This window comes from Microbacterium stercoris, assembly GCF_017592545.1.
GTDB lineage: Bacteria > Actinomycetota > Actinomycetes > Actinomycetales > Microbacteriaceae > Microbacterium > Microbacterium stercoris.
This window is the reverse complement of sequence record NZ_JAGFOA010000002.1, coordinates 621,755-635,663: the sequence shown is the minus strand read 5'-3', so window position 1 is coordinate 635,663 and position 13,909 is coordinate 621,755. Positions and strand designations below refer to the sequence as shown.

Annotated in this window: 11 protein-coding genes; 6 read left to right on the top strand and 5 right to left on the bottom strand. The window is 71.2% G+C overall.

What is annotated here, in order from left to right; translation table 11 throughout:
- Positions 1–188 precede the first annotated feature (188 nt).
- Positions 189–2,147 (top strand): anthranilate synthase family protein, encoded by a 1,959-nt coding sequence (locus tag J5V96_RS07125; RefSeq protein WP_208502107.1) that lies wholly within the window; start codon positions 189–191, stop codon positions 2,145–2,147.
- A gap of 26 nt (positions 2,148–2,173) precedes the next feature.
- Here J5V96_RS07125 and J5V96_RS07120 read toward each other — a convergent pair whose 3' ends face one another.
- Positions 2,174–3,463, bottom strand: coding sequence for a M50 family metallopeptidase (locus J5V96_RS07120; protein WP_208502104.1), 1,290 nt, complete (start codon positions 3,461–3,463; stop codon positions 2,174–2,176).
- Positions 3,464–3,528: 65 nt separating this feature from the next.
- Here J5V96_RS07120 and J5V96_RS07115 point away from each other — a divergent pair, with 65 nt between their 5' ends.
- The 3 genes from J5V96_RS07115 to J5V96_RS07105 all read left to right on the top strand — a co-directional run bounded on the left by J5V96_RS07115 (position 3,529) and on the right by J5V96_RS07105 (position 6,575).
- The gene (locus J5V96_RS07115) at positions 3,529–4,110 is read left to right on the top strand and encodes a hypothetical protein (RefSeq protein ID WP_208502102.1); all 582 of its coding nucleotides are present in this window, start codon (positions 3,529–3,531) and stop codon (positions 4,108–4,110) included.
- A gap of 93 nt (positions 4,111–4,203) precedes the next feature.
- Complete coding sequence (locus tag J5V96_RS07110; protein WP_208502100.1) at positions 4,204–4,866, top strand: YcnI family copper-binding membrane protein; 663 nt, start codon at positions 4,204–4,206, stop codon at positions 4,864–4,866.
- Between the two features lie 80 nt (positions 4,867–4,946).
- On the top strand, positions 4,947–6,575 hold the full coding sequence (locus J5V96_RS07105; protein WP_208502098.1) for a Mur ligase family protein: 1,629 nt from the start codon (positions 4,947–4,949) through the stop codon (positions 6,573–6,575).
- A gap of 83 nt (positions 6,576–6,658) precedes the next feature.
- On the opposite strand, the gene dxr is transcribed toward J5V96_RS07105, so the two are convergent.
- Both dxr and J5V96_RS07095 read right to left on the bottom strand, forming a co-directional pair.
- Positions 6,659–7,738 (bottom strand): 1-deoxy-D-xylulose-5-phosphate reductoisomerase, encoded by a 1,080-nt coding sequence (dxr, locus tag J5V96_RS07100; RefSeq protein WP_208502441.1) that lies wholly within the window; start codon positions 7,736–7,738, stop codon positions 6,659–6,661.
- A 2-nt stretch (positions 7,739–7,740) separates the two neighbouring features.
- Positions 7,741–8,679 carry an FKBP-type peptidyl-prolyl cis-trans isomerase gene (locus J5V96_RS07095; RefSeq protein ID WP_236014541.1) on the bottom strand — a complete coding sequence of 313 codons (939 nt, stop codon included), beginning with the start codon at positions 8,677–8,679 and terminating at the stop codon, positions 7,741–7,743.
- 145 nt (positions 8,680–8,824) lie between these two features.
- On the opposite strand from J5V96_RS07095, the gene J5V96_RS07090 reads away from it, so the two are divergent.
- Positions 8,825–9,613, top strand: coding sequence for a lysophospholipid acyltransferase family protein (locus J5V96_RS07090; RefSeq protein WP_208502094.1), 789 nt, complete (start codon positions 8,825–8,827; stop codon positions 9,611–9,613).
- A gap of 3 nt (positions 9,614–9,616) precedes the next feature.
- Here the strand turns inward: J5V96_RS07090 and J5V96_RS07085 are convergent, their stop codons facing one another.
- Positions 9,617–10,087, bottom strand: a complete 471-nt coding sequence (locus J5V96_RS07085; protein WP_208502092.1) for an OsmC family protein — start codon at positions 10,085–10,087, stop codon at positions 9,617–9,619.
- A gap of 23 nt (positions 10,088–10,110) precedes the next feature.
- Here J5V96_RS07085 and J5V96_RS07080 point away from each other — a divergent pair, with 23 nt between their 5' ends.
- A complete protein-coding gene (locus J5V96_RS07080; protein WP_208502090.1) occupies positions 10,111–11,100 on the top strand; it encodes an asparaginase in 990 nt (329 codons plus the stop codon).
- 6 nt (positions 11,101–11,106) lie between these two features.
- Here J5V96_RS07080 and J5V96_RS07075 read toward each other — a convergent pair whose 3' ends face one another.
- Positions 11,107–13,839 carry a cation-translocating P-type ATPase gene (locus J5V96_RS07075; RefSeq protein ID WP_208502088.1) on the bottom strand — a complete coding sequence of 911 codons (2,733 nt, stop codon included), beginning with the start codon at positions 13,837–13,839 and terminating at the stop codon, positions 11,107–11,109.
- Positions 13,840–13,909 lie beyond the last annotated feature (70 nt).

The window sequence follows — 13,909 nt, the reverse complement described above, 5'->3', positions numbered from 1 at the left end:
CGGCGATGTCACACGATGCCTCGGGCGCGGGCCGGATCCTGCTCCTGTGGTACCTTTCCGGCATGTCCGCGAACCTCGCCTTCTGGTGGCCCGCCTCCTAGGCGGTGCTTTTTCGCGAACTCGAAGAACAGACCGCCGCTCAGGCGGTCTTTCTGTGTCAGGCCGCCGTTTCTCCAGGAGTGACCCCTATGCCCGGGACCGCCAACGTCGACCTGATCCACCGCCTCGCGGCCGATCCGGACGCGCCCTTCGCCCTGATCGCCCGTGCCGACGACTCGGGTGTCGTGTCGCGCGTCGAGGTGCTGACCGGCGAGATCGCGGATGTCGAGCTGCTCGCCGACATCCCCCTGCACGACGCGTCCGGGACACCGCGCGAGGTGCTCGCGCTCGTGCCGTACCGCCAGGTGCGCGAGCGCGGCTTCGAAGCCCACGACGACGGCGCGCCCCTGCGCTGCCTGCTCGTCGAAGACCGCGCGACGGTCGACGTCGCCGAGGTTCTCGAGGGGCTGCCGCGCGAGCCGATCACCCTCGAGGATCCGGGCTTCGACATCGCCGACGACGACTACGCGGACATCGTGCGCCGGGTGATCACCGACGAGATCGGCCGGGGCGAGGGCGCGAACTTCGTGATCCGTCGCGACTACACCGCGGGCGTCGACGCCGACCCCCGCCTTGCCGCTCTCACCTGGTTCCGAGCGCTGCTGCAGCACGAGCGCGGCGCGTACTGGACCTTCGCGATCGTCACCCCCGGTCACGTCGCGGTCGGCGCGAGCCCCGAAGCGCACGTCACCGCGGTGGCCGGCGGCGACGGCGAGCCGAGCACCGTGACGATGAACCCCATCTCCGGCACGTTCCGACACCCGGCCGGCGGCGCGACGGTCGAGACGCTGAGCGCCTTCCTCACCGACACCAAGGAGACCGAGGAGCTCTTTATGGTCGTCGACGAGGAGCTCAAGATGATGAGCGCTGTCTGCAGCGACGGCGGCCGGATCACCGGCCCGCATCTCAAGGAGATGTCGCGCCTCACGCACACCGAATACATGCTGCGGGGCATCAGCCGGCTCGACCCGCGGGACATCCTGCGCGAGACGATGTTCGCCCCCACCGTGACCGGCTCGCCCATGCAGAACGCGTGCGCGGTGATCCGCCGCCACGAGACCACGCCCCGCGGCTACTACTCGGGGGTCGCGGCCCTGTTCACGCCGCGCGCGGATGGCGGACACGACCTCGACGCCCCGATCCTGATCCGCACCGCCTACCTTGTCGACGGCCGCCTGCGCGTGCCCGCGGGCGCCACCCTGGTGCGCCACTCGAGCCCCCAGGGCGAGGTGTCAGAGACCCACGGCAAGGCCGCCGGCGTGCTCGGCGCGATCGGCGCGGTGCCGCGCGATGTGCCGGCCCCGGCCGCCGCCGATCCGGATCAGCCCACCCCCGAGCGCCGCCCGCTCGCGGAGGATCCGCGGATCGCCGAGCTGCTCGCGTCCCGAAACGCGCGTCTGGCGCCGTTCTGGCTCGAGCCGCAGGGCTCGGACGCTGGGCCGCTGGACGGACGCTCGGCTCTCGTCGTGGACGCCGAGGACCGCTTCACGACGATGCTCGCGCACCAGCTGCGTCACCTCGGTCTCGATGTGACGATCGCGCATTGGTCGGAGGTCACCGACGCTCAGCTCGATGCGGCCGAGATCGTCGTCTCCGGCCCCGGCCCCGGTGACCCGCGGGATGAGGCGAACCCGCGCATCGCGCGGATGCGCGAGGTCGTGCAGCGGCGCCTGGAGGCGGGCACTCCCCTGCTCGCGGTGTGCCTGAGCCACCAGATCCTCGCCGACCGGATGGGGATCGCGCTGACTCCGCTCGCGAGCCCGCACCAGGGCCTGCAGAAGACCGTCGACGTCTTCGGCGAGCCCGCCTCGATCGGGTTCTACAACACCTTCACGGCACGTGTGCTGCCCGGGGTCGGAAAGCTCACTCCGAGCGAGACCCGCTGCGGGAAGGTCGGCACCGTCGAGGTCGCCGCAGAGCCCACGACAGGCGACGTGTACGCGCTGCGCGGCCGCGGCTTCGCCTCGGTGCAGGGTCACCTCGAGTCGATCCTGTCGCGCGACGGGATGCGCACGCTCGAGCGTCTTGTGCTGCACGCCGCCGGCTGAGACCGACCGCCGGGGCGGAGCCCGCGTCAGCCGCCGAGGGTGATGGGGTTGAACAGGTCGGCGGCCATCAGCAGCGCGCCCATCGCGACCATAAACACCACCACGAGCAGCGCCACCGGCACGAACTTCGTCGCGTCGGCGGGAGCGGGCTCTGGCGCCCCGCGCAGCTTCGCCCAGGCGCGCTTGAGACCGTCCCACAGCGCGATCGCCACGTGCCCGCCGTCGAGCGGCAGCAGCGGGATCAGGTTGAAGACGAACAGGGCGATGTTGACCGATCCGAGCAGCCCGACCATCGCGCCGACGCGATCCAGGATGGGCGCCTCGGCGGCGGCCACCTCGCCCGCGAGGCGGCCCACGCCCACCACGCTGAGCGGACCGTCGGCGTCGCGCGGCTGACCCGTGAACAGATCGACCGCCGTGTCCCACAGGCGCACCGGCAGCTGCACGATGATGCCGGCGACCCGCACGAGGCTGTCGCCCGTGGCCTGGGCCCCCGACCAGAGGGGCTGCTGCACGCGGGCCACCTGCGCCGTCATGCCCGCGAAGCCGACGCTCTGTGTGGTGACCTCGCCGTCGTCACCGGCGATCTCGCGCTCGGCGAGGACGGGGGTGAGACGGAGCTCCTGCTCCGCTCCGTCGCGCCGCACGACGACCGAGAGCTCCTCGTCGGGGTGCGCCTGGATGATCTCGGACGCCTCTGCGAAGGTCGCGACCTGCGCGCCGTCGATCGAAACGAGCGTGTCGCCCGGGAGCAGACCTGCGGCCTTGGCGGGCGACGCGGGATCATCCGTCCCGCACTCCGCAGCCTCCGTGCCGGCGGGCACCACGCACTCGGCGACCGCCGCGACCGTCGTGGTGGTCTGCTGCAGGCCGATCCCGCTGTAGAGCACGGTGAACAGCACCAGCGCGAGCAACAGGTTCATGAACGGGCCGCCGAGCATGATCACGATGCGCTTCCACACCGGCAGACGGAAGAACGCCCGGGAGGTGTCGACGCCCTCGAGCGACTCGTGGTTCGCATCGCGCGCATCCTGCACGAGCGTGCCGAGCACACCGCGAATCCGGGTCTTCTGCCGCACCGGCGCGTACATGCCCGCCATCGAGATGTAGCCGCCGATCGGAAGCAGCTTCAGGCCGTACTCGGTCTCACCGACCTTCTTCGACCACAACACGGGACCGAGGCCGATCATGTATCGGCTCGTCTCGACATTGAAGCGCTTGGCCGGGGCGAGGTGCCCGATCTCGTGCAGACCGATCGAGACGCCGAGCCCCACGACGACGACGAGCACACCGATCACGAACGCGAGAACTGCCACGCGGCAACGGTACTGCGCCGCGGCTATGAATCCCGTCCTCCCGGTCGCGCGGGTACATTCTTAGGGTGACCTCCCGGCAGCAGCGTGTCCTCCGCGGCGCGCTCGTGGCGTCGGTGGCCACCCTGCTGGCGGCGACCTCGCACACCCTCGGAGGAGCAGCCGCCCCCGCACCCCTGCTGATCGCGCTGATCGCCGCCCTCGCGACGCCGGTGGCCGCGGCCCTCGTCGGTCCGCGCCCGCACCTCGGTCGTCTCGCCGCCGCCGTCACGATCAGCCAGGTGGCCTTCCACGCCGCCTTCCTGCTTCTGGGGTCGCCGACCGGTGACCGCGTCACCGCAGCGCATGCGCACGGACAACTGGATCCCGCGCTGATCGCCGCGCGACCGGCCGTGGCCGAGGGTCTCGCGATGTACGTCGCCCACGCGATCGCCGCCCTGCTCACCGTCGCCCTGCTGTGGCGCGGCGAGCGGGCCGTGCGCGCCATCCTCGGCGCGGTCCTCGCGGTGCTTCGCCGTGCGGTGACAGGCCGGATCCGTCCCCGCACGGCTGCACGCACGCGCCCTGCGGCGCGCGCGGCGCACCTCCGCCCCGCCCTCCTGCCGGGGTCGCTGACGCGGCGCGGGCCCCCGACCCTCGCCGGCGCCTGAACGGCGCACGCGTCCCCTTACTTCCGCGAGCACTCCGTGCGACGGCGCCTCTCCGCGCGCCCGTACGCCGCTCGCCCCTTCTCAGGAGCAGTCATGAACATCCGCACCCGCATCACCGCCGGCCTCGTCGCCGGCGGAGTCCTCGCTCTCGCCGTCCCTCTGGCGGCCAGCGCCCACGTCACCGTCACCCCGAGCACACCCGTGGCCGGCGGCTACGACGTGCTCACCTTCGCCTTCAGCCACGGCTGCGACGGATCGCCGACCACCGCGATCCGGATCGACCTGCCCGAGCAGATCGCCTCCGCCACTCCCACCATCACGCCCGGGTGGGACATCGCGGTCGAGCGCGACCCCGAGACCGCCCTTCCCGCGACCATCACCTACACCGCGACGGAGCCCGTCGCCGACGGCATGCGCGCCGCCCTGGAGGTCGGTGTGAAGTACGCCGATGACGCGAGCGGCACGCTCGCCTTCCCCGTCGAGCAGATGTGCGCGGAGGGGTCGTCGTCGTGGTCGGAGGAGGTGGCCGAGGGCGCCGACCCGCACAGCGTCGACTACCCGGCGCCGACGGTGACGCTGGCGGAGGGGGCCGCGGCGTCCGGGCACGGCGACCACGAGGCGGCGTCGTCCGAGGAGACGGACAGCGCCGCCGCCGATCCCCTGCCGGTCGCGCTCGGCGCCGGCGGCCTCGTCGCCGGCATCGCGGCGCTGGTCGTGGCGATCGCCGCGTTCCGCCGCACGTCGCGCCGGGCCTGATCCGGCACATCCCGCCGGGCGGGGCCGCACAGGCTCCGCTCGGCGGGTCATCCGGGGGCGCGTGACAGACTGGAGACACCATGACGAAGACTGGCTCGAACATCCCTCCGGTCCTGCGTCCGGCACAGACGCCCGCGCGCAGCCTGACCGAACTCGCCGAGCGCTTCGCGCGCGACACCCGCGGATCGCTCGATGGCGTCACCGTCACCGGCATCACGATCGCCACGAGCGACCTGAACCCCGGCGAGGTGTTCGTGGGCATCCACGGCCGCAACCGCCACGGGGCCGAGTTCGCCCAGCAGACCGCCGAGCTGGGTGCCTCCGCGATCCTCACCGACGCGGAGGGCGCCGGCATCGCGGCCGGTGCCGGCCTGCCGATCCTGATCGTCGACGATCCGCGCGGCGAGCTGGGCGAGATCGCCAAGTGGGTCTTCGACACGAGCCACGACCTGCCGCTGCTGTTCGGCACCACCGGCACCGACGGCAAGACGAGCATCACACACCTCCTCGACGGCCTGCTCGGCCAGCTGGGCGTCGTCACCGGGCTGTCCTCCTCCGCCCTGCGCGTCGTCGCGGGTGAGCGGATCATGGCGCGCCTGACGACACCCGAGGCGTACGAGATGCACGCCCTTCTCGCGGTGATGCGCGAGCGCGGCGTCGAGGCGGCGGCCATCGAGGTGAGCGTGCAGGCGATCATGCGCCACCGCGTCGATGCCGTCGTGTTCGACGTGGCGATGTTCACGAACCTCTCGCACGACCACATGGACGACTTCTCGGGGATGGACGAGTACCTCGAGGCGAAGCTGCCGCTGTTCCAGCCGGATCGGGCCCGCCGCGCCGTCGTCTCCCTCGACACCCCGGCCGGCGCCACCGTCGTGGAGCGCGCGGGTGTGCCCGTGGTCACGATCGCGACGCCCGCGATCGCCGTCGACCAGGATCTCGCCGCCACCGCCCAGTGGACCGTCACCGTGAACGAAGAGACCCTTGAGGGCACCGGCTTCACGCTGACCAACAACGAGGACGGCCGAACGCTCACCTCGTTCGTGCCCGTCATCGGCCCGCATATGGCCGCCAACTCGGGTGCCGCGATCGTCATGCTGCTCGAGGCCGGCTACGACTGGGAGCGCATCTCCTCGGCGCTCGCGCGCGACGAGGGCATCAAGGCGCACCTCCCCGGGCGCGCGGAGAAGATCCACGGCGAGGGCGGCCCCGCCGTCTACGTCGACTTCGGTCACACGCCCGTGGGCATCGAGAAGACGCTCGAGGGCCTTCGCCGCGTCACCGCCGGCAAGCTCGTGGTGATGCTCGGCGCCGACGGCAGCCGTGACACCACCAAGCGCTTCGCCATGGGCAAGGCCGCCGGTGACTACGGCGACATCGTGATCATCACCGATCACAACCCGCGCATGGAGGATCCGGCGATCGTGCGCCGGATGCTGCTCGAGGGCGCGCGCTCGGTGAAGTCCGAGGAGGAGGCCTACGAGATCTCGCCCCCCGAGACGGCCATCGTCGAGGCCGTGAAGCTGATCGGCCCCGGCGATGCGCTCATGTGGTTCGGCCCCGGCCACCAGGACCACCGCGACGTGCAGGGTGTGCGCCTGTTCTACTCCGGTCGCGAGCTTGCCCGCCAGGCGCTCATCGACGCCGGCTGGCCCGTGGGTGAGCGCCGCTGGAAGAACCCCTACGCGGACGACGGCTCGCACCACTGAGCGCCCGCTGACACGCAGACGGCCCGGATCTCCGATGGAGGTCCGGGCCGTCTTGTTCGGCGAAGCGGTGAGGCCGCCGCGGATTACGCGGCGATGATGCGGTCGGCCTCGGCGCGCGCCCAGTTCTCCGCCTCGGCGAGCGACTCGCGCGTGAGCTCGGAGGGGGCATCGTGCGCGTCGACGACACGACGAACCGTGTCGACGATGCCGAGGAAGGGCAGCCGGCCCTCGTGGAACGCGTCGACGGCCTGCTCGTTGGCGGCGTTGTAGACGCCGGGGAAGGTGCGCCCGGCGGATCCGACCTGCTTCGCGAGCGCGACGGCGGGAAAGGCCTGCTCATCCAGCGGCTCGAACGTCCAGGCCGAGGCCTTCGTCCAGTCGAGCGGCGCGCCGACGCCCGCGACGCGGTGCGGCCAGTCGAGACCGAGCGAGATCGGCAGGCGCATGTCCGGCGGCGACGCCTGCGCGATCGTCGAGCCGTCGACGAACTCCACCATCGAGTGGACGATCGACTGCGGGTGCACGACGACGTCGATCCGGTCGTACGGGACGTCGAACAGCAGGTGCGCCTCGATCACCTCGAGGCCCTTGTTCACGAGGGTCGCCGAGTTGGTCGTGACGACCCGCCCCATGTCCCAGGTCGGGTGCGCGAGCGCCTCGGACGGTGTGACATCGGCCAGCGACTCGCGCGAGCGCCCGCGGAACGGGCCGCCCGACGCGGTCAGCACCAGGCGACGCACCTCGTCCGCGGTGCCGGATCGGAGGGCCTGCGCCAGCGCGGAGTGCTCGGAGTCGACGGGCACGATCTGCCCGGGCTTCGCGATGCTCTTCACCAGCTCGCCGCCGACGATCAGCGATTCCTTGTTCGCCAACGCCAGCGTGCGCCCCGTCTCGAGCGCGGCCAGAGTCGGGCCGAGGCCGACGGATCCGGTGATCCCGTTGACGACCACGTCGGCCTCCACGGAGCGCACCAGGCGCTCCGCGTCGGCGGCGCCCAGGGCGGTGTCGGCGACGCCGAACTCCTTCGCCTGAGCGGCCATCGCCGCGCCGTTCGAGCCTGCCGACAGACCGACGACCTCGAATCGCTCCGGGTTCGCCCGGATGACGTCGAGAGCCTGGGTGCCGATGGATCCGGTGGATCCGAGGATGACGACGCGGCGCACGGTCACTGCTGGATCTGCTGGACCGGCGTGCCCGCGTCGAGGATGTCCACGACGAACGTCAGCGTCTCGCCGACGAGGTTGTCCGCGTTCTTCTCGCCCTCGCCGTAGCCGTCCTTCGGGGGCATGGTGACGAGCACCTGCGAGCCGATGGTCTGACCCTCGATGGCCTTCGTGAAGCCGGGGACCACGCCCGCCGTGTTGAACGGCGCGGGCGTGCCGCGCTCCCAGCTGGAGTCGAAGACGGATCCGTCCGACCACTTCACACCCGTGTAGTGGACGATGACGTCGCTGCCGGCCTCGACGACGTCGCCGTCGCCCTTCTTCAGCGTCGTGACGACGGTCTCGGCCGGGGCGTCGGTGTCGGGGAGCGTGATCGTGGGCGCGCCCTTCTTGTCGAGCTTCACCGTGGGCTCACCCTCGACCGGCTCCTGGTCCTCACCCCACGCCTTCTCGGGGAGGTCGACGATCTTGTTCACGTCGAGCACGTACACGGCCGCCGAGCTCTGCTCGCTGCCGGGCACGGTGATGGCCACGCGTGTGCCCTCGGTGGCACAGCCGAGCATCTGGCCGACACCCGTGGTGGAGACCGCCTGGATCGGCGCGAGACGCTGGTCGAACCCGCCGACCGCGCCGAGCTTGCCCGTTGTGGCGTCGAAGATCGCCATGTCGTACTCGAACCAGTCGCCCTCTTCGAGCTTGTCGCCGTCGCCCTCCGAGACCACGGAGCGCGCCGGGGCGGAGATCTCGAGCGGGAACTCGCCCCCGAGCGTCGGCTGGGCGCCGGCGTCTCCCTCCACCTTGACGGCGTCGGACACGTCGTCCGAGGCGAGGGCGACGTCGCAGAGGTCGCCGGCGGCGGCCGAGGAGGTCGGCGTCGACTCCGGCGCGGGTTCGCCCGAGCAGCCCGCGAGGGCGAGCGCGGCCAGCGCGAAGGAGGACATGATGACTGCGGGGCGAAGACGCACGGAAACACCTCGTTCTGGATGGGGTTCGTCCCATCCTGCCCCATGTGCTTACGAGCGCGCTGAGGGTGGCTCTCCCCCGCCATGCCGGGCTGGGCATGGATCCGCCGATAAGCTCGGAGGAATGATCACCTCTGCGGACGCCGTGGCACCCGAACCCGGCGAGACCGAAGGCGCCGAATCCCCCTCGCGCCCGAGCTGGTTCTACAGCTTCGGTCGCGCGGTGCTGACCCCGCTGGTGCGCATGGTCTACCGTCCTCGCATCGAGGGGCGCGAGAACATCCCCGCCGAGGGGCGCCTGATCTTCGCGTCGAATCATCTTTCCTTCATCGACTCCGTGGCCATCCCTGTCGCCGCGGCGCCCCGCGCGGTCAACTTCCTCGCCAAGTCGAGCTACTTCGAGGGCACGGGCGTGAAGGGCTGGTTCTCACGCGTCTTCTTCACCGCGGTCGGGGCCATCCCCGTGCGGCGCGGCGCCGGCCAGGCCGCGCTCGACGCGCTCGACCAGCAGCGGCAGCTGCTCGAGGACGGGGCCGCGGTCGCCCTCTATCCCGAGGGCACGCGCTCGCTCGACGGGCGGCTCTACAAGGGCCGCACCGGGGTCGCCTTCCTCGCCCTGCAGACGGGTTCGCCCGTGGTGCCGGTGGGCCTCGTCGGCACCGACAGGGCGATGCCCGTCGGCGCGAAGTTCCCCTCCCTGCGGCACCGTGTGACCATCCGGTTCGGCGCGCCGCTGGACCTCTCGCATCACGGTCCCGCGAACTCCGGCAAGGCCCGGCGCACGGCCACCGACGAGATCATGGCGGCGATCCACGCCCTTTCCGGGCAGGAGCTCGCCGACGCGTTCAACGAGTCGCCGGCCCAGGGAACCGTCGAGAAGATCCGGCGCGCCCTGCCGCACGAGCGGCGCTGACTGTCAGCCCACGGTCACCGTGGGCTCGTGCCGCACCGGGAAGTTGACCGAGCGGGCGATGAAGCACCACTCGTGGGCGGTGCGGTGCGCGGCCTCTGCGGCCTCGATCATCGATTCGGAGGCGACGGTGACGCGCGGGTGGAGCACGACCTCCTCGAACTTCGCGCTGCTCGACGAATCCTCGCGGAGCAGCCCGGTGGCCTGATCGACGTAGGACGTGACGACCACTCCTGCCTGCACGCATGCGTGGAGGTACGAGAGCAGATGGCACTCCGCCAGCGCCGCGACCAGCAGATCCTCCGGGTTCCAGCGCGTGGGATCGCCGCGGAACGGCTTGTCCGACGATGCGAGCAGGGCGGGCTTCCCGGCCACCTCGAGCGTGACGTCGCGCGAGTAGTCGCGATAGCCCGAGGTGCCCGATCCGAGATCGCCGGTCCACGTGGCGGTCAGGGCGTAGCGGTGCTCTCCGTTCATAGGCCCAGATTAGGGTTGATCGGGTGACGGAGACATTCGGGGTTCAGGATTCGGTCGAGCTGGCAGTCGTCGAGCGTGGAGGCTTCGTCGAGTCGCGCCATGCGGGCTCCGCGGTCGTGCTGAATCCGGGCGGCGACATCGTCGCCCGTCTCGGCAACCCGGATGCGCTGATCCTGCCGCGCTCGTCACTGAAGCCGCTGCAGGCCGTCGCCGTCGTCACGGCGGGCGCCGCGCTCGAGGGCGAGCGCCTCGCGCTCGCGACCGCGAGCCATCACGGCACCGACCGCCACGCTGCGGTCGTGCGCGACATGCTCGCCGCAGTGGGGCTCACCGAGGATGTGCTCGGCTGCCCCGCGAGCTGGCCCAGCGACACCGCCGCGCGAGACGCGATGGTGCGCGACCACCTCGAGCCCGCCGCGGTGCGCCACAACTGCTCCGGCAAGCACGCCGCGATGCTGAGCGCCTGCGTCGCGACCGGGTGGGACACGCACGGCTACCTCGACCCCGTGCACCCGCTGCAGCTGCACATCCGCGAGGTGATCGAGCGCCTCACGGGCGAGAAGATCGCGGCGACGGTGATCGACGGCTGCGGCGCTCCCGTGCACGCGCTCACCCTGACCGGACTCGCGCGCGGCATCCACCGCGTCGGCACGTCGTCGGAGCGCTCGCCTTTCGCTTTGCACCGCGTGGCGGGCGCCCTCGTGCGCACGGTGCGGGAGAACCCCTGGACGATCCACGGCCCCGGCCAGTCCGACACGGTCATGATCGAGCGCTACGGGGTGTTCTCGAAGCTCGGCGCCGAGGGCGTGCAGATCATGGTGGCGCCCGACGGCACCACGGTCGCCCTCAAGACCCTCGACGGATCCCTCCGCGCCGCTCCCCTGGTCGCCCTGCAGCTGCTGGCGAATGCGGGCGCGATCACCTCCGCGGACGCCGTGGAGGCCGCGGCGCTGCCGATGTTCGCGGTGCAGGGCGGCGGTCAGGACGTCGGACGCATCCGCGCCACGGTCTGATCCGGCTCAGCGCGTTCGCTCGGGGACGATCCGCCAGATGCCCTTCACACCCTCGATCAGCAGGAAGAGCGCGATCGCGTACGCGAGCGGGATCAACCAGGCCTCGTAGGGCATCGGACGCGAATCGAACAGGCCGTTCATAAACGGCGCGTACGAGTAGACCGCCTGCAGCACCATCAGCGCGCCCGCCGACCACCAGACGACCGGGTTGCCGCGCAGCACGTCGAGGGTGAAGCTCGACCGCTCGAGGATGCGGCAGTTGAACAGGAACACGAGCTGCCCCAGGGCCAGCATCAGGACCGCCTCCGTGCGCGCCATCTCGACCGCCTCGCCACGGGCGACCGCGCCGTAGAAGACCGCGAGGGTCGCGCCGCCGATGAGGAGCGAGACGAGCAGCACGAACACCAGCTCGCGGACCGAGATGATCGAGCCTCCGGGCGCCCGCGGCGGGCGCTGCATGATGCCGCGCTCGGCGGGTTCGTAGGCGAGCGAGAGCGACAGGGTCACCGCGGTGATCATGTTCACCCACAGCACCTGCACCGGTGTGAGCGGCAGCGTCAGGCCGAACAGCACGGCCACCAGGATCACCAGCGACTGCGCGCCGTTGGTGGGCAGCAGGAAGACGACCGACTTGCGGAGGTTGTCGTAGATGCGGCGACCCTCGCGGATGGCGGAGCGGATGGTCGCGAAGTTGTCGTCGGCGAGGACGATCTCGGCCGCCTCCTTCGTGGCCTCGGTGCCCTTGATCCCCATCGCGACGCCGACGTTCGCGCGCGTGAGCGCGGGAGCGTCGTTGACCCCGTCTCCAGTCATCGCCACGACCTCGTGATGCGATTGGAGGGCTCGCACGATGCGGATCTTGTGCTCGGGGCTCGTGCGGGCGTAGACGTCGACCTCATGCGCGACTGCGGCCAGCTGGTCCTGGCTCATCGTCTCGAGCTCGGCTCCGGTGAGCACTCGCGCGTGCGGGTCGTCCACGATGCCGACCTCGCGCGCGATCGCCAGGGCGGTGCCCGCGTGATCGCCCGTGATCATCTTCACGCGCACGCCCGCGGTGTGGCAGTCGCGCACGGCCTGGATCACCTCGGGCCGCGGCGGATCGACGATGCCGTAGACCCCCAGGAACTCCAGGTCCTGCAGGTCGAATGCGTCGAGGTCGCCTTCGCCGGCCGGATCCCTCCTGCGCGCGGCCGCGAGCACACGCAGACCCTGGCCGCTCAGCTCGGCGATCGCCGCCTCCCAAGAGTCGAGGCGCAGCGGAACGGATCCGTCCGGACCGCTCTGGGTGGTCGAGCGATCGAGCAGGCGGTCGGGTGCCCCCTTCACCAGCAGGGTGCGGGTGCCGTCGGAGGCGAGATCGACGGTGCCCATGAACTTGTTGGCCGAGTCGAAGGGAAGCACCCCCACGCGCGTGTGGTCGTGCGGGTCGAAGCCGCCCTTCATCGCGAGGGTCTTCAGCGCGCCCTCGGTGGGCTCGCCGACGAGCTGCCAGCGCTCGCCGTCGCGGACGAGGTGGGCGTCGTTGCAGAGCGAGGCGACGGCCAGCAGCGGCTGCAGATCCGCGCCGTCGGCCGCGGCGCCGTTCTCGTCCGTGATGGCGCCCTCCGGCTGGTACCCCAGACCGGAGACGTCGTAGCGGCCGAGAGGGGTGACGAGGCTGCGCACGGTCATCTCGTTCGTCGTCAGCGTGCCGGTCTTGTCCGAGCAGACGACGGTGACGGATCCGAGCGTCTCGACCGCGGGGAGCTTGCGGGTGATCGCGTTGCGCTTGGCCATCTGCTGCACGCCGATCGCGAGCGTGATGGTGACCAGCGCGGGAAGGCCCTCCGGGATGGCGGCCACGGCGAAGCCCACGGTCGCCGAGATCACCGTGTCGAGATCCATGCGGTGAAGGAAGAGGCCGATCAGGAGCATCACCACGCCCATGCCCAGGATCACGAAGGTCAGCACGCGACCGAAGGCCGCGAGCTGGGACTTGAGGGGCGTGTCGAGAGATCCGGCCTCGCCGACGAGCGCCTGGATGGTGCCGATCTCGGTGTCGCCTGCGGTGGCGGTCACAACGGCACGCGCCTGGCCGGCCGACACGATGGTGCCGGAGAAGACCATGGACGAGCGATCCCCCACCCCGGCGTCCGCTGCGACCGGGTCGACGGCCTTCGAGGACGGAACGGACTCGCCCGTCAGCGCCGCCTCGTCGACGCGCAGCTGCGATGCGACCGTCAGCCGCATGTCGGCGGGGACCTTGTCGCCCGGGGCCAGCCGCACGATGTCTCCGGGCACCAGATCGCCGGCGTCCACGACCTTCCATGCGCCGTCCCGACGCACCTGCGCGGTCGCGGAGAGCATGCCGCGGATGCCCGCCAGGGCCTTCTCAGCGCGACCCTCCTGGACGAATCCGATCACCGCGTTGATCAGCGCGACGGCCATGATCACCCAGAAGTCGAGCCAGTCGAGCATGATCGCCTTGATCACGGCGGCGGCCAGGAGGATGTAGATGAGCGTGTCGTTGAAGTGCGAGAGGAACTTCAGCACCGGATGCAGCTTCTTCGCCTCCGGCAGGACATTGCGCCCGACGACCTCGGCACGCCGGCTCGCCTCGGCCTCGCTGAGGCCGGTGAGCTCCGAGCCCAGCAGGCCGACGACCTCCTCGGTGTCGCGTGCCCAGGGGGTGAACCGGGCACGCTGCTCGGGGGTGAGAGCGCCATCCCCGTACACCTCGACGCCGCCGGTTGTGCTCATCTCCGCCTGCCCTTCCAGAGGGCCGTGCGCATGCGACGACCGCTTCTGCGCGTGCTCCTGCTGTCATCCT